Source organism: Acerihabitans arboris, from assembly GCF_010131535.1.
GTDB classification, from domain to species: Bacteria; Pseudomonadota; Gammaproteobacteria; order Enterobacterales; family Enterobacteriaceae; genus Acerihabitans; species Acerihabitans arboris.
In genome coordinates this window covers 148,676-171,555 of sequence record NZ_WUBS01000015.1, presented here as the reverse complement: position 1 = coordinate 171,555, position 22,880 = coordinate 148,676, and the positions used below count along the sequence as shown (strand labels likewise).

General features: G+C 61.0%; 19 protein-coding genes. 10 read left to right on the top strand and 9 right to left on the bottom strand.

The annotated features are described in order from the left end of the window. Positions 1-50: 50 nt before the first annotated feature. The 3 genes from GRH90_RS20185 to ybbA all read right to left on the bottom strand — a co-directional run bounded on the left by GRH90_RS20185 (position 51) and on the right by ybbA (position 5,684). Entirely contained in the window at positions 51-2,282 is a 2,232-nt protein-coding gene (locus tag GRH90_RS20185; protein ID WP_162367757.1) for an NADP-dependent isocitrate dehydrogenase, read from the bottom strand. 286 nt (positions 2,283-2,568) lie between these two features. Beyond that, positions 2,569-5,001, bottom strand: a complete 2,433-nt coding sequence (ybbP, locus tag GRH90_RS20180) for a putative ABC transporter permease subunit YbbP (RefSeq protein WP_162367756.1) — start codon at positions 4,999-5,001, stop codon at positions 2,569-2,571. Next, positions 4,998-5,684: a putative ABC transporter ATP-binding protein YbbA gene (ybbA, locus tag GRH90_RS20175; protein WP_162367755.1), complete on the bottom strand. Its 687-nt coding sequence runs from the start codon at positions 5,682-5,684 to the stop codon at positions 4,998-5,000. The genes ybbP and ybbA overlap by 4 nt, the downstream gene beginning before the upstream one ends. Between ybbA and tesA the strand changes: the two genes are divergently transcribed. From tesA to GRH90_RS20150, 5 genes are all read left to right on the top strand, one after another. Beyond that, positions 5,652-6,314, top strand: coding sequence for a multifunctional acyl-CoA thioesterase I/protease I/lysophospholipase L1 (tesA, locus tag GRH90_RS20170; RefSeq protein WP_162367754.1), 663 nt, complete (start codon positions 5,652-5,654; stop codon positions 6,312-6,314). The two genes, ybbA and tesA, sit on opposite strands and share 33 nt — an antisense overlap. A gap of 4 nt (positions 6,315-6,318) precedes the next feature. Next, complete coding sequence (locus GRH90_RS20165; RefSeq protein WP_162367753.1) at positions 6,319-7,095, top strand: SDR family oxidoreductase; 777 nt, start codon at positions 6,319-6,321, stop codon at positions 7,093-7,095. Between the two features lie 51 nt (positions 7,096-7,146). Continuing rightward, a complete protein-coding gene (locus tag GRH90_RS20160; RefSeq protein ID WP_162367752.1) occupies positions 7,147-8,004 on the top strand; it encodes a thioredoxin family protein in 858 nt (285 codons plus the stop codon). Between the two features lie 288 nt (positions 8,005-8,292). Further along, positions 8,293-9,207 carry an SPFH domain-containing protein gene (locus GRH90_RS20155; protein ID WP_162367776.1) on the top strand — a complete coding sequence of 305 codons (915 nt, stop codon included), beginning with the start codon at positions 8,293-8,295 and terminating at the stop codon, positions 9,205-9,207. A gap of 2 nt (positions 9,208-9,209) precedes the next feature. Further along, complete coding sequence (locus tag GRH90_RS20150) at positions 9,210-9,668, top strand: NfeD family protein (RefSeq protein WP_162367751.1); 459 nt, start codon at positions 9,210-9,212, stop codon at positions 9,666-9,668. A 122-nt stretch (positions 9,669-9,790) separates the two neighbouring features. Here the strand turns inward: GRH90_RS20150 and cueR are convergent, their stop codons facing one another. Beyond that, positions 9,791-10,204 (bottom strand): Cu(I)-responsive transcriptional regulator, encoded by a 414-nt coding sequence (gene cueR / locus GRH90_RS20145; protein ID WP_162367750.1) that lies wholly within the window; start codon positions 10,202-10,204, stop codon positions 9,791-9,793. A gap of 132 nt (positions 10,205-10,336) precedes the next feature. Here cueR and copA point away from each other — a divergent pair, with 132 nt between their 5' ends. From copA to ybaL, 5 genes are all read left to right on the top strand, one after another. Continuing rightward, positions 10,337-12,847: a copper-exporting P-type ATPase CopA gene (gene copA, locus GRH90_RS20140; protein WP_162367749.1), complete on the top strand. Its 2,511-nt coding sequence runs from the start codon at positions 10,337-10,339 to the stop codon at positions 12,845-12,847. Between the two features lie 59 nt (positions 12,848-12,906). Beyond that, entirely contained in the window at positions 12,907-13,707 is an 801-nt protein-coding gene (locus tag GRH90_RS20135) for a TraB/GumN family protein (protein ID WP_162367748.1), read from the top strand. Positions 13,708-13,807: 100 nt separating this feature from the next. Then, complete coding sequence (ybaK, locus tag GRH90_RS20130; protein ID WP_162367747.1) at positions 13,808-14,314, top strand: Cys-tRNA(Pro)/Cys-tRNA(Cys) deacylase YbaK; 507 nt, start codon at positions 13,808-13,810, stop codon at positions 14,312-14,314. Further along, a complete protein-coding gene (locus GRH90_RS20125) occupies positions 14,311-15,513 on the top strand; it encodes an MFS transporter (RefSeq protein WP_162367746.1) in 1,203 nt (400 codons plus the stop codon). The genes ybaK and GRH90_RS20125 overlap by 4 nt, the downstream gene beginning before the upstream one ends. A gap of 225 nt (positions 15,514-15,738) precedes the next feature. Further along, entirely contained in the window at positions 15,739-17,409 is a 1,671-nt protein-coding gene (gene ybaL / locus GRH90_RS20120; RefSeq protein WP_162367745.1) for a YbaL family putative K(+) efflux transporter, read from the top strand. A 93-nt stretch (positions 17,410-17,502) separates the two neighbouring features. On the opposite strand, the gene hemH is transcribed toward ybaL, so the two are convergent. The 5 genes from hemH to GRH90_RS20095 form a co-directional block, all read right to left on the bottom strand. Next, positions 17,503-18,468: a ferrochelatase gene (gene hemH, locus GRH90_RS20115; RefSeq protein WP_162367744.1), complete on the bottom strand. Its 966-nt coding sequence runs from the start codon at positions 18,466-18,468 to the stop codon at positions 17,503-17,505. Positions 18,469-18,820: 352 nt separating this feature from the next. Further along, a complete protein-coding gene (gene adk / locus GRH90_RS20110) occupies positions 18,821-19,465 on the bottom strand; it encodes an adenylate kinase (RefSeq protein ID WP_162367743.1) in 645 nt (214 codons plus the stop codon). 359 nt (positions 19,466-19,824) lie between these two features. Then, positions 19,825-21,750 carry a molecular chaperone HtpG gene (gene htpG, locus GRH90_RS20105; RefSeq protein WP_162367742.1) on the bottom strand — a complete coding sequence of 642 codons (1,926 nt, stop codon included), beginning with the start codon at positions 21,748-21,750 and terminating at the stop codon, positions 19,825-19,827. Between the two features lie 145 nt (positions 21,751-21,895). After that, positions 21,896-22,501, bottom strand: coding sequence for a recombination mediator RecR (gene recR, locus GRH90_RS20100; RefSeq protein WP_162367741.1), 606 nt, complete (start codon positions 22,499-22,501; stop codon positions 21,896-21,898). Continuing rightward, entirely contained in the window at positions 22,501-22,830 is a 330-nt protein-coding gene (locus GRH90_RS20095; RefSeq protein ID WP_162367740.1) for a YbaB/EbfC family nucleoid-associated protein, read from the bottom strand. The genes recR and GRH90_RS20095 overlap by 1 nt, the downstream gene beginning before the upstream one ends. Positions 22,831-22,880: the final 50 nt, after the last annotated feature.

The following is a 22,880-nucleotide window of genomic DNA, read 5'->3' as shown; positions in this document are numbered from 1 at the left end:
CGTCACAATGCGCCGGGGCGTTTTTTTTTGCCTATGCAGCGCCGCGTTGCCTAGACCATAAAGTCTTTCAGCGCAGTGTTAAGCGTGGCGCTCGGACACATGGCCCGGCTTGCCAGCTCGGGCGACGGATGATAATACCCGCCGATATCCACTGGCTTGCCCTGCACCTGGTTCAGCTCGGCGACTATCTTGTCCTCTTGGCCGGCAAGGGTTTTCGCCAGCGGCGCAAACTGATCGCGCAGATCGGTGTCTTCGTTCTGTACGGCCAGCGCCTGCGCCCAATACAACGCCAGGTAAAAATGGCTGCCACGGTTGTCCAGCCCGCCGGTTTTACGCGAAGGCGACTTATTGGTATCCAGGAACGCGCCGTTGGCCTGATCCAGCGTTTTCGCCAGGATTTTCGCCTTGGCGTTGGCGCGGGAACTCCCCACATGATCAAGGGACGCCGCCAGCGCCAGGAACTCGCCCAGGGAGTCCCAACGCAGGTGGTTTTCCTGCAGGAACTGCTGGACGTGCTTTGGCGCCGAGCCGCCGGCGCCGGTTTCAAACAGCCCGCCGCCGCTCATCAACGGCACGATGGACAGCATTTTGGCGCTGGTGCCCAGCTCCATGATCGGGAACAGGTCGGTCAGGTAGTCACGCAGCACGTTGCCGGTTACCGAAATGGTGTCTTTGCCCGCGCGGATGCGATCGATGGAGAATTGGGTGGCCTCTTCCGGCGACATAATGCGGATATCCAGCCCGGCGGTGTCATGATCTTTCAGGTAGCGCTGTACCTTGAGGATCATTTGCGCGTCATGGGCGCGGGCCGGATCCAGCCAGAAAATAGCCGGGGTATTGGATTCGCGGGCGCGATTTACCGCCAGTTTCACCCAGTCCTGGATCGGCGCGTCCTTGGCCTGGCACATACGCCAGATATCGCCGGCGTCAACCGCGTGTTCCAGCAGCACCCTGCCGTTGCCGTCGGTCACCTTGACCACGCCGTCCTGCTTGATATGGAAGGTCTTGTCATGGGAGCCGTACTCTTCGGCCTTTTGCGCCATCAGGCCGACGTTGGGCACGCTGCCCATGGTGGTCGGATCGTAGGCGCCGTGCCGTTTGCAATCGTCGATTACCACCTGGTAAACCCCGGCGTAGCAACGATCGGGGATCACGGCCTTGGTATCGTGCAGTTTGCCGTCGGCGCCCCACATCTTGCCCGAATCACGGATCATCGCCGGCATCGAGGCGTCGACGATCACATCGCTCGGCACATGCAGGTTGGTGATGCCTTTATCGGAATTCACCATCGCCAGCTCAGGCCGCACCTGGTATAGCGCCTGGATGGCCTGTTCAATTTCGGCCTGCCGGCCGGCGGGCAGCGCCCTGATCTTGGCGTAAAGATCGCCGATGCCGTTATTAACGTCCACGCCCAGCGGCTTAAGTTCGTCCGCGAAGCGCTCCAGCACATCCTGGTAATACTCGGCGACAAACTGACCGAAAATGATAGGGTCGGAGACTTTCATCATGGTGGCTTTCAGATGCACCGACAGCAATACACCCTGTTTTTTGGCATCATCCAGCTGTTCGGCGATAAAACGGCGCAGCGCCTTTTTGCTCATTACCGACGCGTCGATAATTTCACCGGCATTAACGGCGGTCTTGTCTTTCAGCACCTGGACACCGCCGTCTTTGGTCAGCAGCTCGATTTTCACGCTGCCGTTATCGGCAATCAGGGCGGATTTTTCGCTGCCGTAGAAATCACCGCCGCTCATATGGGCAACGTGGGATTTGGAATCGGCGGACCAGGCACCCATGCGGTGCGGATGCTTGCGGGCATAGTTTTTCACCGACAGCGGCGCCCGGCGATCGGAGTTACCCTCGCGCAGCACCGGGTTCACCGCGCTGCCCTTGATTTTATCGTAACGGGCGTTGGCTTCTTTTTCCGCAGCCGTCTTGGGCTCGTCCACATAGTCAGGCACGTTGTAGCCCTGCTGCTGCAGTTCCTTGATTGCCGCCTTTAACTGCGGCAGCGAGGCGCTGATATTGGGCAGCTTGATAATATTGGCTTCGGGAGTGACGGCCAGTTGACCCAGTTCGGCCAGGTGATCGGCTATTTTCTGTTTTTCGTTAAGGTATTCGGGGAAGTTGGCGATGATACGGCCGGCCAGCGAGATATCGCGGGTTTCCACGGCGATACCCAGGGATTGGGTAAACGCCCTGATAATCGGCAGCAGGGAATAGGTGGCCAGGGCCGGTGCTTCATCAGTAAGCGTATAGACGATCTTCGACGTTGTGGACATTTATTACGTTAACTCCTCTATGTCATAGCGATTGCAACTATCTTGAAGAGGCGGGACCGTTGCGTTCACCGTCGGCACCATCCGGGAGCATAAGCGGAAAAGGGCAATTTCCGGGAAACACTTCCAGGTGCTTCAGTTGGGCAGAGTGGGTCTGCGAAATGATGGTGTACCAGGCCGTTACTGTGCAGTAGACGGCCGGTAACTGTCAACCGGGTTGTCACTTCGCTGAACGCTAATTGTTGCATTAATGTTCGTTTTTTGTAAAATGCCGTTTTTTTATAAAAGATCAGCCCTGGTATTGCCGGTGCGCGCCTTTTTTCCCCAGCAGCCGCCGTCCGAGCATCGTGCCGCAGGCGGATAGCAGCAGCGCGCCGCACACCGGCACCATCCACCACAAACGGTAATCCGGTTCCCAGGGAAAATCGAATACTTTGCGTTGCAACAAGCCAAGGGCGACTTCCGCGCCCGCCGCCGCCGCCACGCCCGACACCAGTCCCAGCAGCGCAAACTCATACCACAACGTAGCGCGCAGCAGCCTTTTGCTGGCGCCCAGCGTACGGTATACCACCAGTTCCTGCTGGCGCTGGCGCATGCCGACCTGTACCTGGGCCAGCAGCAGCAGCCCGCCGCACATCAACACCAGTATGACCATGATTTCCAGCGCCCGGCTGACCTGCCGCAGGACCTGGCCGATTTGCCCCAGTATCGCGCCGATATCCAGCAGGCTGAGCGTCGGGAACTGGCGATTGAGCTGCGCCGGAAATGTCGCGTCCCCCCGGTAGCGGAAGCTGGTCAGCCAGGTCTGGGGTTGGCCGTCCAGCGCGCCCGGCGGGAAAATAAAGAAAAAATTCGGCCGCAGGCTCTCCCAATCCACTTTGCGCAGGCTGGTGATCCTGGCGCCGAAGGCTTGGGTATCGCCGGTAAAGGTCAGCGTATCGCCGAGTTTGAGCTTCAACTGCTCGGCCACCTGTTGCTCCATCGAAACCTCGCCCGCCTTTGGCGGCCAGTAGCCTGACACCAGCAGGTTGTGATCGGGCTTTTGATCCAGCCAGGTCAGGTTAAGCTCGCGGTTAACCGTTCGGCCGCCCGCGTCGTCCTCATGGATCAGATCGGTGGCCTTTTGCTGGTTAATTTCCGTCAGCCGGGCGCGGATAATCGGATAAAACGTCCCCGGGGCCACCCCGTTGCGCCGCAGGAAATCCCTGACCTGCGGCACCTGGTCGCCGGTCATGTTCAGCAGAAAGTAATTCGGGCTTTCGGGCGGCAACTGTTGCTGCCAGCGGTCGAGCAGATCCCCGCGCATCACCAGCAGCAGCGCCAGCAGCATAAACGACAGCGAGAAGGCCGCCAGCTGGGTCAGGGTTATCCAGGGCTGGCGCAGCAGGCGGTTCAGCGCCAGGCGCAGGGCCAGACGGCGGATTACCAGGCGGCGCAGCAGCCAAAGCGCGCCCCAGCCCACCGCCGCCAGCAGCAGGGACAATACGCCCATACCGCCGGCCAGCGACCAAAACAAGCCGTTGGCGCCGACGATCGGCATCAGCAGCGCCAGCACAATGATCAGCATGACCGGCAGATAGACGCGCAACGGCCAGACGGTTTGGGCATTGTCGCGCCTGAGCACCCGCAGCGGGCGGGTTGCCAGCAGCTGGCGGTAGGGGCGCAGCCCCACCAGCAGCGAAATCGCCACCAGCGCGCCGAGGGACCATACCCACGGCCACACGCCCGCGGGCGGCAGTTCGGCGGGCAGGACCGGCGCCAGCATGCGCATCAGGATTGCCTCGAACAGCAGGCCGATTGCGCTACCGCAAACGCCGGCGAACACCAGTAGCGACAGCCATTGGCCGACGATCAGCTTCATCAGCGCGCGCCTGCCGGCGCCCAGCGTCTTCAGCACCGCCACCAGGTCGCCGCGGCTGCGGCAGTAATGCCCCATGGCCACCGCCACCGCCGCTACCGACAGCAACAGCGTCAGCAGCGCCGACAGCGCCAGGAAGGAGCGCGACCGTTCCATGGAGGAGTTCAGCGCGCCGCTGGAATCATCCATGCCGTACCAACGCTGGGAGGCGTCGAGCTGCGGGGTCAGGTAGCGCTCGAAGCGCTCGAGCGCAGCCGGGTCGCCGGCAAACAGATAGCGCCAGGTTACCCTGCCGCCGGGCTGCACCGCACCGGTGGCGGCCACATCGGCCAGGTTGATCACGATGCCCGGCGCGGTCTGGAATGGATTAAAGCCGCTATCCGGCTGCTGGATCAGTTCGCCGGCGATACGAAGCCGCGCGTCGCCCACATCGAGCGGGTCGCCGATTTTCAGGCCCAGCAACGCCAGCAGCCGTGGCGCCACCAGTACGGTGCCGGGCTGGGAACGCAGGCCGGCCGGCCGGGTCACCAGCGTGCCGTACATCGGATAACGATCGTCGGTGGCCTTCACGTCCGCCAGTTGCGCATTGTCGCCGGCGAAGGTCATGGTCATAAAACGGATTTGCCGGCTCAGGGTCAGGCCGTCGGCCGCGGCCTGCCGCAGCCAGCCGTCATCCACCGGACGCGCCGCGCGCAATACCCGATCTGCGGCCAGGAACTCGCGGCTTTGCTCGCCCAACCCCTTTTGCATCCGATCGCTGATATTCCCGAGGGCCAGCACGCAGGCGACGGATAACGTCAGGGCCAGCCAGACAATCAGCAATGACGGTGAACGCCATTCACGCCAGAACCATCGACCGATCATGCCACCTCCAGCAGTTGACCGTCCTGCAGGCGCAGGCGCCGTTCACAGCGCGCCGCCAGCTGCGTGTCGTGGGTGACCAGGATAAGCGTGGTGGCGTAATCCCGGTTGAGCGAAAACAGCAGATCGGCGATACGATCGCCGGTTTTACGATCCAGGTTACCGGTGGGCTCGTCGGCAAACAGGACCTGCGGCCGGCCGCTGAAGGCGCGGGCCAGCGCCACGCGCTGCTGCTCGCCGCCGGAAAGCTGGGCGGGCAGATGCCCCAGCCGCCGCGCCAGCCCGATTTTATCCAGCAGCTCCAGCGCCTGATCCCGGCTCTCGCGTTCGCTTTCACCGCGCAGCAGGGCGGGCAGTTGCACATTTTCCAGCGCGGTCAGGGTCGGCACCAGCATAAACGACTGGAACACAAAACCAATGCTTTTGGCGCGCAGCCGGGCGCGCGCTTCTTCGTTCAGTGAAGCCAACGAGTGTCCCAATAAACGGACTTCCCCTTCGCTGCCGTCGTCCAGCCCGGCGAGGATGCCAAGCAGCGTGGATTTGCCGGAGCCCGACTCGCCGATCAGGGCAATCGTCTGCGCGGGTTTGACAAGCAGCTCAACTCCGGTAAGGATGGAGATATGGTTTTCTCCCTGACCGACGTGTTTATTAAGATGATGAACTTCAAGAACGTTTTCCGCGGGCATTTTCTCTTCCTTTTGCTGTTGGCAGTATTCAGTGTACGTGCGTTCGCCGCGGACACCTTACTGATTTTGGGCGATAGTCTTAGCGCCGGTTACCGGATGCCGGCGGCGCAGGCCTGGCCGTCCCTGCTTAACGACCGCTGGCGCCGGGAGTCGGACCCTATCAACGTCGTCAACGGCAGCATCAGCGGCGATACCGCCACGCAGGGGCTGGCGCGCCTGCCGGGCCTGCTGCAGTTGCATAAGCCGCGCTGGGTGGTGATTGAGCTGGGCGGTAACGACGGTCTGCGCGGCTTCCCGCCGCCGTCCATCGCCGGCGATCTCGCCAAGGCCATATCACAGGTTAAATCGACAGGCGCGCAGCCCCTGCTGATGCAAATCCGGCTGCCGTCCAACTACGGCCGGCGCTATACCGAGTCGTTCAGCGCCATCTACCCGGCGCTGGCGCAGCAATATGGCGTGCCGTTATTGCCGTTTTTTATGGAACAGGTGTACCTGAAGCCGCAGTGGATGCAGGATGACGCCATCCACCCCAACGCGGATGCGCAGCCTTTTATCGCCGAATGGATGTCCACCAGGCTGCTGCCCTTACTTAAACATGATTCCGCCTCCGGCGGGGCGGCCAATGGGTAAAGTTATGCAAAAAACGGTCGTAATCACCGGCTGTTCCAGCGGCATCGGGTGGGTGGCGGCGCAGGATCTGCGCCGACGCGGCTATCGTGTGCTGGCGACCTGCCGTAAACCGGCGGACGTGGCCCGCCTGGCCGCCGCCGGTTTTGAAACGCTGGCGCTGGATCTGGACGATGAACACAGCGTCGACACGGCCGCGGCAAAAATTATCACCCTGACCGGCAACCGGCTGTACGGTTTATTCAACAATGCCGGCTTCGGCGTATACGGCCCGCTGTCCACCCTTTCCCGCCGGCAATTGGAACAACAGTTCGCCAGCAACCTGTTCGGCACCCACCAGTTGACGCGGCTGTTGCTGCCCGCCATGCTGCCCCACGGCGAGGGGCGCATTATCCAGACCAGTTCCATTATGGGGCTGGTGTGCACGCCGGGACGGGGCGCCTACGCCGCGAGTAAATATGCGCTGGAAGCCTGGTCGGATACGCTGCGCATGGAACTGCACGGCACCGGCCTGCGCGTCAGCCTGATTGAACCGGGGCCGATCGGCACCGCCTTTGCCAGCAACGTGACCCAGTCGCGGGCGGATAAACCGGTGACCAATCCCGGCATCGCCTCACGATTTACATTGCCTCCGGAAGCTATACTACCCAAACTACGCCATGCTTTAGAGCATCCACGACCCCGATTACGTTATCCGGTTACCCTGGTCGCCAGCCTTTTATCCCTGCTGCGCCGTTGGTTGCCGGACCGTTGCCTGGATATGATTTTACGCGGCAGCCATTGAGGCGGGGAAAGATGCCCCAATATATTGCTAAAACGAATGAGAGAGAATTTCATGTTAGCTCAAGCCACCATTATTGATATAAACGAAGCAAACCTGCAGCAAACGCTCGAACTTTCCATGTCGCAGCCGGTGCTGTTCTATTTCTGGTCGGAGCACAGTCCGCATTGCCAGCAGATGACGCCGGTTATCGATAAACTGGCGCAGGAGTTCGCCGGCCAGTTCGCGCTGGCTAAAGTGGATTGCGATGCCCAGCAGGCCCTGGCCGCCCAGTTTGGCCTGCGCGCCATCCCCACCCTCTATTTATTCAAGGACGGGCAGCCGCTGGACGGTTTCCAGGGTCCGCAGCCCGAAGCAGCGATTCGGGAGCTGCTGCTGCGCGCCCTGCCCGATCCGGCGCAGCTGAAAATGATCGAAGCCGGCGATTTGATGCAGCAGGGACAGTATGCCGAAGCGTTACCCCTGCTCAAGGAGGCCTGGCAACCGAGTGAAAAATCCAGCGAGGCGGGTTTGCTGCTGGCGGAAACCTATATCCAGCTCAAGCGCACCGAAGATGCCGAAGCGGTGCTGGCGGTCTTTCCGCTGCAGGATAAGGATACCCGCTACCAGGGATTGATGGCGCAAATCGAGCTGCTGAAGCAGGCCGCGAATACGCCGGAAATGCAGCTGTTGCAGCAGCAGGTGCAAAACGCCCCCGCGGATGCGGGACTGGCGATACAGCTGGCGCTGCAATTGCACCAGGTCGGCCGTAATGAAGAAGCGCTGAAATTGCTGATCGGCCATTTGCGTAAAGATCTCGGCGCCGCCAACGGCGACGTGCGCAAGACCCTGCTGGATATCCTGTCCGCGCTCGGCACCGGCGACGCGCTGGCCGCGAAATATCGCCGTCAGCTTTATTCCCTGCTCTACTGACGATACCGGGCCGATGCTGCCCGGCGTGCGCCGCAGGCCGCACTCCGCCCTGCCGATTGAGGGTACGGGCGGGCATTTATCCTGCCCGACGCGCATTAAATACGTGTCTGCGTCACTGATTCCCCTCGACTTGCGCGTCATTGCCCCGGCAAAAGCGTACTATTAAGTTAGCGTTGAAAATGTTATGTCATGCTATATGCGATGTGAATATGATTTCGCACCGGCCGCGGTAATTTGTGTTAATGCTTTCTTTCATGAAATGGAGATTTCACCATGGAGATTTCACCAATGATGACGGTTATTCCCATTATTATTGTCCTGGCCCTGATCATTGTCTGGGCGGGGATAAAAATCGTCCCCCAGGGTTACCAATGGACGGTCGAGCGTTTCGGCCGCTATACCCTCACGCTAAAGCCGGGGCTAAACCTGGTGGTGCCGTTTATGGACCGGGTGGGCCGCAAAATCAACATGATGGAGCAGGTGCTGGATATCCCCTCCCAGGAGATCATTTCCAAGGATAACGCCAACGTGACCATCGACGCCGTGTGTTTTATCCAGGTAGTCGACCCGGCGCGCGCGGCCTATGAGGTGAGCAACCTGCAGCAGGCCATACTTAACCTGACCATGACCAACATCCGTACGGTGCTCGGATCCATGGAGCTGGACGAAATGCTGTCGCAGCGCGACGGCATCAATACCCGCCTGCTGCATATTGTCGACGAGGCCACCAGCCCCTGGGGCATCAAGGTTACCCGTATCGAAATCCGCGACGTGCGTCCTCCCGTCGAGATGATTGCCGCGATGAACGCGCAGATGAGGGCCGAACGAACCAAACGCGCCAATATCCTGGAAGCGGAAGGCGTGCGCCAGGCGGCCATTTTACGCGCCGAAGGCGAAAAACAGTCCCAGATCCTTAACGCCGAAGGCGAACGGCAGGCGGCATTCCTGCAGGCGGAAGCCCGCGAGCGCGCCGCCGAGGCGGAAGCCAGGGCCACCAAGATGGTGTCCGAGGCCATTGCGGCGGGCAATATACAGGCTATTAACTACTTCGTGGCGCAAAAATATACCGATGCCCTGAAGCATATCGGCTCCGCCAACAACAGTAAGGTCATCATGATGCCGCTGGAAGCCAGCAACCTGATGGGCGCCATCGGCGGCATCGCCGAGCTGCTCGGTGAAAGTAAAACCGGCCGGGGTAAATAAACATGCTGGCCGCGCTGCTGTATAATCCGCACTGGTTTTGGATTTCGCTTGGCGGCCTGCTGTTGGCGGCGGAAATGCTGGGCGCCAGCGGATATATGCTATGGAGCGGCATTGCCGCGGTGCTGGTCGGGCTGGCGGTCTGGGTGGTGCCGTTGGACTGGGAATGGCAGGGCGCGATGTTTGCGCTGCTGACCATCTGCGCGGCGCTGGGCTGGTGGTACTGGCTGCGCACGCGCAGCAAGACTTATCCGGCGTCGCTGCTGAACCGGCGCGGCGACCAGCTTATCGGCGTCAAGACCGTCCTGTCGGAACCCCTGGTCAACGGCGTGGGCCGGGTGCGCATCGGCGACAGTACCTGGCGCGCGCGCTGCGATACGGATCTGGCCATGGGCACCCAGGTGGAGGTGATCGCGGTGGACGGCATTACGCTGCGGGTGCGCCCGCGCGACGAAAATAGCTGATATTGCCCGCGGCTGGGCCGCTACCCCGGATCGCCCACCGCAAGACGATAGAGGCCGATATTGCCGGCGCAAGCTGGCGTTCGCCCTGGATGGGCACGCGCCCTGGCAAGGCGGTCCGGCATTCAGCCCGGCTGGGTATCGGCGGCGCAGCATCCCGACAGGTTATTGATAATCGGGCAATCGGCGCTGTCGTCGCCGGGGCAGCTTGCCGCCAGGGCCAATAAGTGCCGGCGCATGGCGTTAAGTTCTTCGATATGGCGCTCGATGTCCTTAACCTTGCTCAGGGTACGCGCCTTGACATCGGCGCTGTGGCGCAGCGGATCGTTGAACAGCGCCACCAGCTCGCGGCATTCGTCCAGGTTAAACCCCACCAGCCGCGCCTGGCGCAATAACGTTAACTCCTCCACATGGCGGGCGTTGTAGCTGCGATAACCGTTATCCCGCCGAACCGGCGGCGTTACCAGCGCTTTCTCTTCATAAAAACGAATCGCCTTGCTGGTTAAACCGGTTTTTTTCGCCACGTCGCTGATATTCATCTTTCCCCCTTGACCTTCCCCTTGCGGTAAGGTTTAAGCTCTATTACAACGACTTTTCCATCAGTTCGTCAACCTGTTCGTCACCTCTGCGTCAACGGGAGCGGCGGACCGCTTTTCATTAAGGAGTCCTCAATGTCACAGACCACTGTACTCGCCCTACGGGGCCTATCCTGCGAACACTGTATTAAACGAGTCAGGGAAACCCTCGAGTCCCGCGCCGATGTGCAGAGCGCTCAGGTGGCGCTGGATCATGCCACGGTCACCGGCAGCGCGGCCGCCCCGGATCTGATCCAGGCGGTAGAGCAGGCAGGCTACCATGCCAGCCTGGACGGGAGCGCCGTCCACCCAAAAACTGAGCCGCTGACAGGCAACACTGCAGCGCCGGACTCTCTGGCAGCGGCGACCTTACCTCCGGCAAATATGGATTCCGATGACAGCGTGCATCTGCTGATCGGCGGCATGAGCTGCGCCAGCTGCGTTTCGCGCGTCGAGCGGGCGTTGCAGCAGGTGCCGGGCGTCGGGCAGGCGCGGGTTAATCTGGCGGAGCGCAGCGCCCTGGTGCTGGGCGCGCCGGACGGCGCGGCGCTGATTGCCGCCGTGGAGCACGCCGGCTACAGCGCGGAAATCATCCAGGATGACATCCTGCGGCGCGAGCGCCAGCAGCAAACCGCACGGCAGGCAACGCGGCGTTTTTGCTGGCAATCGGCGCTGGCCCTGTCGCTTGGGGCGCCGCTGATGGCCTGGGGACTGTTCGGCGGCGGCATGACCCTGACGCCCGACAGCCGCCCGCCGTGGCTGGCGATCGGTGTTATTACGCTGGCGGTGATGGTGATCGCCGGCGGCCATTTTTACCGCAGCGCCTGGAAGAGCCTGCGCACCGGCAGCGCCACCATGGATACCCTGGTGGCGTTGGGCACCGGCGCCGCCTGGCTCTATTCCATCAGCGTCGCGCTGTGGCCGGATATTTTTCCGATGATGGCGCGTCACCTCTATTTCGAGGCCAGCGCGATGATCATCGGCCTGATCAACCTGGGCCACGCCTTGGAGCAACGCGCGCGCCAGCGTTCGTCCCAGGCGCTGGAACGCCTGCTGGATCTGACCCCGCCCATGGCCAGGGTGGTCGATGCCAATGGCGAACGCACCCTGCCGCTGGCCGAGGTGCGTTTGGGCATGACCCTGAGGCTGACCACCGGCGATCGGGTGCCGGTGGACGGTGAAATTACCCAGGGCGAAATCTGGCTGGATGAATCCATGCTGACCGGCGAGCCGGCGGCGCGGCATAAATCCACCGGCGAAAAAATCCACGCCGGCACCGTGGCGCAGGACGGCAGCGTACTGTTCCGGGCCGACGCTATCGGCAGCCAGACCACGCTGGCGCGCATCATTCGCCTGGTACGCCAGGCGCAGAGCAGCAAACCGGCCATCGGCCGGCTGGCGGATCGCATCTCGGCGGTGTTTGTGCCCGCCGTGGTGGCGATAGCCGTTATCAGCGCGGCCATCTGGTTTCTGGTCGGCCCGCAGCCGCACATCGTCTACACCCTGGTGATCGCCACCACGGTGCTGATTATCGCCTGCCCCTGCGCCCTGGGGCTCGCCACGCCCATGTCCATTATCGCGGGCATCGGGCGCGCGGCGGAGTTCGGCGTGCTGGTGCGCGATGCCGACGCGCTGCAACATGCCACCACGCTTGATACCCTGGTGTTCGACAAAACAGGTACGCTGACGGAAGGACGTCCCAGGGTGGTGGCGGTTGAACCGGCGGCCGGTGTTGCCACAGATGAGATGGTGGCCATCGCCGCCGCGCTGGAACAAGGCTCCAACCATCCCCTGGCCCATGCCCTGGTGGAGCATGCCGGACCGCGGGCGCTGGCCGGGGTGGGCGGCTTCCGCACCCTGCGCGGGCTGGGCGTCAGCGGCGACGTCGCGGGTCGCCAGGCTTTGCTCGGCAACAGCGCGCTGCTGGCGCAACAGCAGGTCAATATCGCCGATCTTGAGCCCCGTATCGCTTTCTGGTCGGCGCAGGGCGCCACCCCGGTGCTGCTGGCCCTGGACGGCAAGGCCGCGGCGCTGTTCGCCATCCGCGACCCGCTGCGCGACGACAGCGCGGCGGCGCTGCGCCGGCTGCACGCCCAGGGCTATACCCTGGTGATGCTGACCGGCGACAATCCTGCCACCGCCGGCGTGGTCGCGAAAGAAGCCGGTATCGACCGGGTGATCGCGGGCGTCCTGCCGGACGGTAAGGCGGCGGCGATTAAAATGCTGCAACGGCAGGGGCACCGGGTGGCCATGATTGGCGACGGCATTAACGATGCGCCGGCGCTGGCGCAGGCGGAGGTCGGCATTGCCATGGGCGGCGGCAGCGATGTGGCCATCGAAACCGCCGCCATCACCCTGATGCGCCAGAGCCTGCACGGGGTGGCCGACGCGCTGGCGATAGCCAAAGCCACGCTGCGCAATATGAAGCAAAACCTGCTCGGCGCGTTTATCTATAATGTCCTGGGCATCCCCATCGCCGCCGGGATCCTCTACCCCTTCACCGGCACGCTGCTCAGCCCGGTGGTGGCGGGGGCGGCGATGGCGTTGTCGTCCATTACCGTGGTCAGCAATGCCAACCGGCTGATCCGCTTTAAGCCTAAAGCATAACGTCATACACTGACGGTAATATCATCAAAACACTTAGCACGCGACGGGAGCGGTATGCAATGAGGACCTTATTACGGCGCATGGCCACTTTGCTGGGCTTTGCCCCGCCGCCCCTGTATGCCTGGCCGGGCATGGACGTCAGCCTCGCCGATCATCGCCGGCTGCATATGGTGGGCAGCATCCATATGGGCACCAAGGATATGGCGCCGCTGCCCGCGCGCCTGTTATTCCTCCTGCGGCAGGCCACGGCCCTGGTGGTGGAAGCGGATATCACCATCGGTTCGCCGCTGGCCAATATCCCGCCGGTTGACACGCCGCTCAGCGCACGTCTTTCGCCCGGGCACTATGGCATCCTCAGCGGCCTGTGTAAGGAATACGATCTGGATGAAGAGGCCATGTCGACGCTGCCCGCCTGGCGGGTAGCGCTGATGCTGCAGGCCCGCCAGGCCGAGCGGCTGGGACTGCGCGCCGCCTACGGCATCGATTATCAGCTGATCCAGGCGGCCAGGGACATGGACAAGCCGGTGATTGAGCTCGAAGGACCGGAAGAGCAGCTGGACCTGCTGCTGCAGTTGCCGGATCAGGGCGCCGCCCTGCTGCAGGATACCCTGCGCCACTGGCATACCAACGCGCGCCTGCTGCAAACCATGATCGGCTGGTGGCTGAACAGCCGGCCGGTAAACCTGGCAAAAGCCTTTCCCTCCACCTTTAGCGCCGACCTTTATCATTACCTGATGACCGAGCGCAACCTGCGCTGGAAACAACGGCTGGAAGACCTGCCCGCCGGGGGATATGTCGTGGCGGTGGGCGCCCTGCACCTGTACGGCGCGGAAAGTTTGCCATCGTTGCTGCAACGCTGAGTCCTTTTTCTCCACCGGGGCATTTACCCACCGCCCCGGCTGCGTTAACCTGAATTATTATTTATGCAAGAAGTATCAATTCAGTGTTCGGGACGATGTCATGACGCCTGCGGTTAATTTATTAGAAAAAAACCATATCGCCTTTACCCTTCATCCTTACCAGCATGACAGCGATGAAATCCACTTCGGCGAGGAAGCGGTCAGCAAACTGGGCCTGGACGCCGCCCAGGTCTATAAAACCCTGCTGGTGGCGTTGAACGGAGAGGCCAGGCAACTGGCGGTGGCGATCACGCCGGTGGCGCTGCAACTGGATCTAAAAAAAGTCGCCAAAGCGCTGGGCGCCAAAAAAGCCGAAATGGCCGATCCCATGCTGGCGCAAAAAACCACCGGCTACCTGGTCGGCGGCATCAGCCCGCTGGGGCAGAAAAAACGGCTGCCGACGGTGATTGACGCGCCGGCGCGGGCATTCGCCACAATCTTTGTCTCTGGCGGTAAACGCGGGCTGGATATCGAGCTCAGCCCGGCTGATTTGGGCCATCTGCTGTCGGCGACCTTTGCCGATATCGCTAAACGCGACGGCCAGGATAAGGTTACCACCCCAGCATGACCCTTCGCGCCGCCGAACCGCTGAAACCGATCGCTACCGGGCAGCGCACGCTGTTTCCGGTCCTGGCCGCCATTAGCGTCGCCCATCTGCTGAACGACATGATTCAAGCGCTGATCCTGGCGATTTACCCGTTGCTGCAGGCGTCGTTTTCGCTGAGCTTTACCCAGGTCGGGATGATTACCCTCACCTACCAGATTACCGCCTCGTTGCTGCAACCGCTGATTGGCAGCTTTACCGATAAGTATCCGCAGCCCTACTCGCTGCCTGTCGGCATGGGCTTTACCCTGTGCGGCATCTTGCTGATGGCGGCGGCGACCAGCTTTCCGATGGTATTGCTGGCGTCGGCGCTGGTGGGCACCGGCTCGTCGGTGTTTCATCCCGAATCGTCAAGGGTGGCGCGGATGGCCTCCGGCGGCCGGCACGGCCTGGCCCAGTCGCTGTTCCAGGTCGGCGGCAATTTCGGCGCCTCGCTTGGGCCGCTGCTGGCGGCGCTGTTGATTGCTCCCTACGGCAAAGGGCATATTGCCTGGTTTGCGCTGGCGGCGCTGCTGGCTACCGTGATTTTGCTGCAGGTGGGTAAATGGTATCGCGGCGCCATCAAGGCGCCGGCGGCCAGGCGCGTCCAACACCCAAACGTATCGCGGCTGCCTGCCCGGCGGGTGGCCTGGGCCATTACCGTGCTGCTGGTGTTGATTTTCTCCAAATACTTTTATCTCACCAGCATCAGCAGTTATTACACCTTTTACCTGATGCACAAATTCGGCCTGTCGGTGCAGGCGGCGCAGATGCACCTGTTTGCGTTTCTGTTCGCGGTGGCGGTGGGTACCGTGATCGGCGGGCCGGTCGGCGATCGTATAGGACGTAAATACGTGATCTGGGGATCGATTCTTGGCGTGACGCCCTTTACCCTGATGTTGCCCTATGCGTCCCTGGCCGTCACCGGCGTGCTTACCCTGTTTATCGGCGTGATTATCGCATCGGCATTTTCCGCCATCCTGGTGTATGCCCAAGAGCTGCTGCCCGGCAGGATCGGCATGGTCTCGGGGCTGTTTTTCGGCTTTGCCTTCGGCATGGGCGGATTGGGAGCGGCGGTGCTGGGCCATATTGCCGATATCACCAGTATCGAATACGTATACCAAATCTGCTCATTCCTGCCTTTACTGGGTATTCTCACCGCTTTTCTGCCCGATAGTAGCTAGAAGGCCCTTTTGTTTCCCACTGAAACTGTTTCGGTGGGAAACTCCAGGCCATGCCCCGCTGGAAATAACGCCGAAAGAGTGACGAAACCCTCGTCTTGGCCATTTTTTTGTCACAAAACCCTTTTTTTACCCTATTTACCATAAATTCCTACACAAAAGCCCATCGAATGCCATAAACTCAATATGTAAATCTTTGTTTCTAACACCCCTGTTCAAGGAGTCGGGATGCATCATGCCACACCGCTCATCAATACCATTGTCGGAGGCCTGGTCCTGGCTTTCCTGCTAGGCATCCTGGCTAACCGCTTTCGCATTTCCCCTCTGGTGGGTTACCTGGTGGCCGGCGTACTGGTCGGTCCCCATACCCCCGGTTTTGTCGCCGATACCTCGCTGGCTCCCGAGCTGGCCGAGCTGGGGGTGATTTTGCTGATGTTCGGCGTGGGACTGCATTTTTCCCTGAAAGACCTGATGGCGGTAAAATCCATCGCCATTCCCGGCGCCATAGCCCAAATCGCGGTGGCGACCCTGCTGGGCATCACCTTTTCCACGGTCATGCACTGGACTCTGGTCAATGGGCTGGTATTCGGGCTTTGCCTGTCTACCGCCAGCACCGTGGTGCTGCTGCGCGCGCTGGAGGAACGGCAGTTAATCGACAGCCGGCGCGGCCAAATCGCCATCGGCTGGTTGATTGTCGAAGATCTGGTGATGGTGCTGACGCTGGTCCTGCTGCCGGCCTACGGCAAGCTGCTCGGCGGCGAAAGCGAGACGATGCGGCAAGTGTGGCTGGATCTCGCGCTTACCCTGGGCAAGGTAGCGGCCTTTATTACGCTGATGATCGTGGTGGGGCGGCGGGTGGTGCCCTGGGTGCTGGCCAAAAGCGCCAGTACCGGATCCCGTGAACTGTTTACCTTGTCGGTGCTGGCCATGGCGCTGGGCATCGCCTTTGGCGCGGTCGAGCTGTTCGGCGTTTCTTTTGCCCTGGGCGCGTTTTTCGCCGGCGTGGTACTGAACGAATCGGAGCTGAGCCATCGCGCCGCCCACGATACGCTGCCGCTGAGGGACGCGTTCGCGGTGCTGTTTTTTGTCTCGGTGGGCATGCTGTTCGACCCGCTGATCGTCATCCACGAACCGCTGGCGGTATTGGCCACCCTGGCCATTATCCTGGTCGGCAAGTCGGCGGCGGCCTTTGCGCTGGTAAAATTATTCGGCCATTCCCGCCGCACCGCCCTGACCATTTCGGTAAGCCTGGCGCAAATCGGTGAATTCGCCTTTATTCTTGCCGGGCTGGGGATCTCGTTGGGCATGCTGTCGCCGCAGGGGCAGAACCTGGTGCTGGCGGGGGCAATCCTGTCGATTATGGTCAACCCGCTGATGTTTGCCCTGCTGGAGCGCTACCTGGCGCGGCATGACCCCGGGGACGAGGAAACCACCGACCGGCAGCCGGGTGAGGAAACCCAGCTGCCCCTGGAGGTTTGCCACCATGCGCTGCTGGTCGGTTACGGGCGGGTCGGCAGCCTGATAGGCGCCAGGCTGGCCGAGGCGGGCATGCCGATGGTGGTGATTGAAAACACCCGGGCGCGGGTGGATATGCTGCGCAACCAGGGCATAAACGTGGTGCTGGGCAATGCCGCCAAGCCGGAAATCCTGTCCCTGGCGCGCCTGGACTGCGCCCGCTGGCTGCTACTGACCATTCCCAATGGGTTCGAGGCCGGGGAAATCGTGGCCCTGGCGCGGGAAAAACGTCCGGACCTGAGTATTATCGTGCGCGCGCATTATGACGACGAGGTGGCTTATATTACCGAACGCGGCGCCACCCAGGTGGTCATGGGCGAGCGGGAAATTGCCACCAGCATGATTGCGCTGCTCCAGCTTGACGCCGCCAAACTCCCCTACTGAACCCGCTGCGGCCCGCAGCCTCCCCGCCAGCTGTCGCGGGCGAGGCCCGGTTCTCGTCCTGCGACGTGGAATACAATCGCCCGCGGATAACCGCTAGCGCAGTTGCTCGCTAACCAGTTGACGAAACAGGTCTATATGGACGGGCTCGTCATTCAGCGCCGGGATATAGTGAAAGGTTTCGCCGCCGGCATGGGTGAAGATTTCGCGGTTCTGTTGCTTGATTTCTTCCAGCGTCTCCAGGCAGTCCGAGGAAAAACCCGGACAGATCAGCTGGATATGTTTGATTCCCTGCGCCGGCAAACCCTTGAGCGTCAGGTCGGTAGCCGGCGAAAGCCAGGGATCGCGGCCAAAACGCGACTGGAAGGTCATCATCACTTTTTCCGGCGGCAAATCGAGCGCGGCGACCAGCGCGCTGCGGGTGTCCTCGCAGCGCAGCGGATAGTCGTCCCCCTCGCGGGCGTAGCGCACCGGAATGCCATGGAACGAGATCACCAGCCGATCCGGCTCGCCGTGCTCGGCAAAAGAGCGCCTGACGCTTTGCGCCAGCGCCGCGATGTAGGCCGGATGCTCGGCGTAGTCGCGGATAAAACTGATGGACGGCAGTGAACGATAGCCGGCCAGGATGCGGGCCACCGCGTCCCAAATGGACGCGCTGGTGGAGCTGGAGTACTGGGGGTAGAGCGGCAGGATCACCAGTTTGGTAATACCGGCGCCCAGCAGGCGCTCCAGCGCCGCCGGCAGGGACGGCGAACCGTAGCTCATCGCCAATTCCACCTGCGCGTCGGGCAATACGGCGGCCAGGGCGGCCTGCTGGCGCCGGCAAAACACCATCAGCGGCGACCCCTGCTCCATCCAGATGCTTTTATACAGTTTGGCCACCCTGGGTGAACGCAGCGGCAGGATCACGCCGCGCAGCAGAGGCCACCACAGGATGCGCGGGGTATCCACCACGCGCCGGTCGCTGAGAAATTCGGCCAGGTAACGTTTTACAGCCTGGGATGTCGGCGCCTCGGGCGTGCCCAGGTTTACCATCAGCACGCCATATCTTTCCTGTCTCATTCCTGCCCTTCCTTATTTATACCCTAAGCCAATTCCCTGTATTTTAAAGGGATTAACCAGCGGTCATCGATAGGATATTGTAGCGCAAAAGCGGCAGGCAAGAATTGTTATCACCCATGGGGATACAAATCATTACGATAGGCGTTGGGGCACCAGCCCGGGCGACCCGTAGCCCGGGGCGTTGCCATAAGACGCGGCCGAGCGCGCCGATTGGGCACGGCGGCCAGGTTGATTGGCAGCGTTATTAACGGCATGGGAAGCGTACGGCCGCGGGAAGGTAATAACGGGCAGCGTGGCGTGACGCGCCGAAGACGCCAGGCGTGGAGAATGCCTGGCGGGGAATGCGGTTGGATCAGCCGAGGATCGAGGCCAGCTCTTTGCTGACGGCGGCGACCTGTTGGGTGCCGTCAATCTTGCGGTATTGGGTGTTGCCGGCGTCGGCTTCCTGCTGGTAGTAACCAATCAGCGGCGCGGTCTGCTGATGGTATTCCACCAGGCGTTTGCGCACGGTTTCTTCCTGATCGTCTTTGCGGGTGGTCAGCGGCTCGCCGGTGACGTCATCCTTGCCTTCGTGTTCCGGCGGATTGAACTTGACGTGGTATACGCGCCCTGACGGGGCATGTACGCGGCGGCCGACGATACGGTCGATAATCAGTTCATCCGGCACCGCGAATTCCAGCACGTAGTCGACGTTGATGCCCGCGTCCTTCATGGCGTCCGCCTGCGGGATGGTGCGCGGGAAGCCGTCAAGCAGGAAGCCGTTACGGCAATCGTCTTGTTTGATGCGTTCCTTGACCAGCGCAATAACCAGTTCGTCGGTGACCAGTTTACCGGCGTCCATGATTGCCTTGGCTTTTTTACCCAGTTCGGATTGCGCTTTTACCGCGGCGCGCAGCATATCGCCGGTGGAAATCTGCGGTATACCGTACTTTTCCATAATGAATTGTGCTTGAGTGCCCTTACCAGCGCCCGGAGCGCCCAGCAGAATGATACGCATTGCGTAAATCCCCTTGCTAATATCAAATGTAAAAAAATAAGAAAACGCTAAACCTTACCACTAGTGGGTATCCTTCCTCAAGGAAAGGGCGCAGGGAGTGGCGGTTTAGCGAAGCTTTCAGAATCAGCCCCATTGGCATGCGCTTTTCAACAGGCCGGAGTTTAAGCGCGGTGGTAGCGGCGGGCCTATCGCGCCATGGGGTGCGCCGGCGGCCAGAAAAACCATGGCCGTTTCGACCCCATCGCCACGCTTTCCCTTAACACGTCCGGGTTTAAGCGCGCTGTGGGTATGGCTGGCCCATAATATCAGGGCCAGGTAAACCTGGCCCTTCGTTCGGTGGTCAACGCGCCCGCGCGGCGTTATGCGCTCAGCAGTTGGTTCATGCGTCGAATAAACTGGTTCGGGTCGTCCAGGGTGCCGCGTTCGGCCAGCAGCGCCTGGTCAAGCAACAGTTCGATCCACTCGTTGAAGCGGCTCTCTTCATTGATGTCGGCGGCGCGTTTGACCAGAGCGTGATCCGGGTTGAGCTCGAAGATGTATTTGATCTCGGGCGCGGCCTGGCCGGCGGAGGCAAACAGCTTCGCCATCTGGGTGGTCATATCGTTGGCGTCGGTGGTGACGATGGCCGGGGTGTCGGTCAGGCGGTGCGTCAGGCGCGCGTCCTTGATGCGATCGCCAAGGAAGGCCTTGACGCGCGCGACAAACGGCTCGAGCGCCTTTTCCGCGTCCTTTTGTTCTTCAGCGGTTTCTTCGTCGGCCAACTTGTCGAGCGTGGCATCGGTTTTACTGACCGACTGGAACGACTTGCCTTCAAATTCGGTCAGGTAGCTCATCATCCATTCGTCGATACGCTCGGAAAGCAGCAGGACCTCGATGCCCTTTTTACGCAGCAATTCCAGATGCGGGCTGCTCTTGGCCGCCGCGTAGCTGTCGGCGGTGATGTAATAAATCTTTTCCTGGCCTTCGGCCATGCGGCCCAGGTAATCCTGCAGCGAAACGGTTTGCGCCGAACTGTCGGTGTGGGTCGAGGCAAAACGCAGCAGCCTGGCGATGCTTTCGCCGTTGGCGGTATCCTCGCCCGGACCTTCCTTCAGCACCAGGCCGAACTGTTGCCAGAATTTCTGGTAGCTTTCGGCATCGTCCTTGGACAGCTTATCCAGCATCTGCAGCACGCGTTTGGTCAGCGCGCTCTTCAGGTTTTGCGTGACGCGGTTATCCTGCAGGATTTCACGGGAGACATTGAGCGGCAGATCGTTGGAGTCGATCAGCCCCTTGACGAAACGCAGGTAGTTAGGCATGAACTGTTCAGCGTCGTCCATGATGAAGACGCGCTGTACATACAGCTTCAGGCCATGTTTATGATCGCGGTTCCACATATCCCACGGCGCCTGGCCCGGGATATAAAGCAGGCTGGTATATTCCTGCTTGCCCTCGACGCGGTTATGGCTCCAGATCAGGGGATCGCTGAAGTCATGGGAGAGATGTTTGTAGAACTCTTTGTATTCCTCGTCGGTGATTTCACCTTTGCTGCGCGTCCACAGCGCCTGGGCTTTATTGATTTTTTCCCAGGTGACGGTTTCGGTGACGTCTTTTTCTTTATCGGTTTCAGCGTCGGTGCTTTCGTCGTCGCCGGCATCCGCCTGGCTGCGCGTTTCAATCTCGACAGGCAGGGCGATATGATCCGAATACTTACTGATGACGCTGCGCAAACGCCAGTCATCGAGGAATTCATCTTCGCCTTCGCGCAGGTGCAGGGTGATTTCGGTGCCGCGTTCGGGTTTGGTGATATCGGCAATGGTGTAATCCCCTTCCCCGGCGGATTCCCAGAATACCCCTTCATCGGTGGCGGCGCCGGCGGCGCGGGTGCGTACCGTGACTTTATCGGCCACGATAAACGCGGAATAGAAGCCTACGCCGAACTGGCCGATCAGTTGGCTATCCTTGACCTGATCCGATCCCATGGATTCAAGAAAGGCCTTGGTGCCCGATTTGGCGATGGTGCCCAGGTTGTCGATAACCTCTTCGCGATTCATACCGATGCCGTTGTCGCTCAGGGTCAGGGTGCGATTTTTTTTATCGCTCGACAGACGTACCCGTAACTCACCGTCCCCCTCATAGAGATCCGGCTGGGATAAGGCGCGAAAGCGCAGTTTATCCGCCGCATCCGAGGCGTTGGAAATCAGTTCGCGTATAAAGATTTCTTTATTGGAATAAAGTGAGTGGATCATCAGCTGAAGCAATTGTTTTACTTCAGATTGGAAGCCGCGAGTTTCTTGTCCTTTCATACTTATACTTACCTCAGTCCAAATAGCTATCAATCAGGCGGGTTTAGATACTGCAATGATGAACAGATGGGGATCGCGGGGGAGGAATTCAAGCACAAAAGGTAAAAAAGGTGACCGAAAAAGACGGCGCGGACGCGCCGCCGGTTTAGAATTTGATCGGGTGGCGCCCCGCCAGCGAATGGGACAGCGTGGTGCCGTCGACCATTTCCAGTTCCCCGCCCACCGGCACGCCGTGGGCGATACGGGTGGCCAGGACCTCGAAATGGGCGCACATCTCGGCGATGTAGTTGGCGGTGGCGTCGCCTTCCACCGTGGGGTTGGTGGCCAGGATCACTTCAGCGATGTCCTCGCCTTCCAGGCGCTCCTGCAGGCGGTCCAGGCCGATATCGTCCGGACCGATGCCGTCCAGCGGGGAAAGATGCCCCATCAGCACAAAGTAGCGGCCGGCGAACTGCCCGGTCTGCTCGATGGCGTGGATATCCGCCGGGCTTTCCACCACGCAGATCTGCCGGGTTTGCCTGCGCCGCGGATTGGCGCAGATGGTACAGATGTCCTGCTCGGTAAACGTCCGGCAATCGGCGCAGTGGCCGATTTCCGACATGGCGCGGGTCAGCGCCTGCGCCAGGCGCATACCGCCGCTGCGATCCCGCTGCAGCAGTTGGAATACCATGCGTTGGGCTGATTTTGGCCCCACGCCGGGCAAACAACGCAGCGCTTCGGTTAGCGCCTCAAGCAATGGACTGGTTTGCATCAGAAGGGCATTTTGAAACCAGGAGGAAGCTGCATGCCGCTGGAGACAGAGGCCATTTTTTCCTTCTGGGTTTCGGCGATACGACGCGCCGCGTCGTTAAAAGCCGCCGCAATCAGGTCTTCAAGCATGTCCTTGTCATCGTCCAGCAGGCTGGGATCGACTTCGACACGACGGCAATTGTGCGCGCCGTTGATGGTGACCTTGACCAGGCCCGCCCCGGACTCGCCGGTCACTTCCAGTTGGGCGATCTCTTCCTGCATCTGCTGCATTTTTTCCTGCATCTGCTGGGCCTGCTTCATCAGGTTGCCCATACCGCCTTTACCAAACATAGTCTTCTCTCTCTCGTAGCGTCGAACCGCAGGCTGGCATAACTGCCCGC

What these genes read in the sequence shown, in the direction of transcription:
- recR (WP_162367741.1), bottom strand. Translation starts at nt 22,501, where the DNA reads ATGCAAACCAGTCCATTGCTTGAGGCGCTAACCGAAGCGCTGCGTTGT.
- tesA (WP_162367754.1), top strand. Translation starts at nt 5,652, where the DNA reads ATGATGAACTTCAAGAACGTTTTCCGCGGGCATTTTCTCTTCCTTTTG.
- ybaK (WP_162367747.1), top strand. Translation starts at nt 13,808, where the DNA reads ATGACGCCTGCGGTTAATTTATTAGAAAAAAACCATATCGCCTTTACC.
- GRH90_RS20125 (WP_162367746.1), top strand. Translation starts at nt 14,311, where the DNA reads ATGACCCTTCGCGCCGCCGAACCGCTGAAACCGATCGCTACCGGGCAG.
- GRH90_RS20135 (WP_162367748.1), top strand. Translation starts at nt 12,907, where the DNA reads ATGAGGACCTTATTACGGCGCATGGCCACTTTGCTGGGCTTTGCCCCG.
- GRH90_RS20160 (WP_162367752.1), top strand. Translation starts at nt 7,147, where the DNA reads ATGTTAGCTCAAGCCACCATTATTGATATAAACGAAGCAAACCTGCAG.
- ybaL (WP_162367745.1), top strand. Translation starts at nt 15,739, where the DNA reads ATGCATCATGCCACACCGCTCATCAATACCATTGTCGGAGGCCTGGTC.
- GRH90_RS20150 (WP_162367751.1), top strand. Translation starts at nt 9,210, where the DNA reads ATGCTGGCCGCGCTGCTGTATAATCCGCACTGGTTTTGGATTTCGCTT.
- GRH90_RS20095 (WP_162367740.1), bottom strand. Translation starts at nt 22,830, where the DNA reads ATGTTTGGTAAAGGCGGTATGGGCAACCTGATGAAGCAGGCCCAGCAG.
- copA (WP_162367749.1), top strand. Translation starts at nt 10,337, where the DNA reads ATGTCACAGACCACTGTACTCGCCCTACGGGGCCTATCCTGCGAACAC.
- GRH90_RS20165 (WP_162367753.1), top strand. Translation starts at nt 6,319, where the DNA reads ATGCAAAAAACGGTCGTAATCACCGGCTGTTCCAGCGGCATCGGGTGG.
- hemH (WP_162367744.1), bottom strand. Translation starts at nt 18,468, where the DNA reads ATGAGACAGGAAAGATATGGCGTGCTGATGGTAAACCTGGGCACGCCC.
- GRH90_RS20185 (WP_162367757.1), bottom strand. Translation starts at nt 2,282, where the DNA reads ATGTCCACAACGTCGAAGATCGTCTATACGCTTACTGATGAAGCACCG.
- ybbP (WP_162367756.1), bottom strand. Translation starts at nt 5,001, where the DNA reads ATGATCGGTCGATGGTTCTGGCGTGAATGGCGTTCACCGTCATTGCTG.
- adk (WP_162367743.1), bottom strand. Translation starts at nt 19,465, where the DNA reads ATGCGTATCATTCTGCTGGGCGCTCCGGGCGCTGGTAAGGGCACTCAA.
- cueR (WP_162367750.1), bottom strand. Translation starts at nt 10,204, where the DNA reads ATGAATATCAGCGACGTGGCGAAAAAAACCGGTTTAACCAGCAAGGCG.
- ybbA (WP_162367755.1), bottom strand. Translation starts at nt 5,684, where the DNA reads ATGCCCGCGGAAAACGTTCTTGAAGTTCATCATCTTAATAAACACGTC.
- GRH90_RS20155 (WP_162367776.1), top strand. Translation starts at nt 8,293, where the DNA reads ATGATGACGGTTATTCCCATTATTATTGTCCTGGCCCTGATCATTGTC.
- htpG (WP_162367742.1), bottom strand. Translation starts at nt 21,750, where the DNA reads ATGAAAGGACAAGAAACTCGCGGCTTCCAATCTGAAGTAAAACAATTG.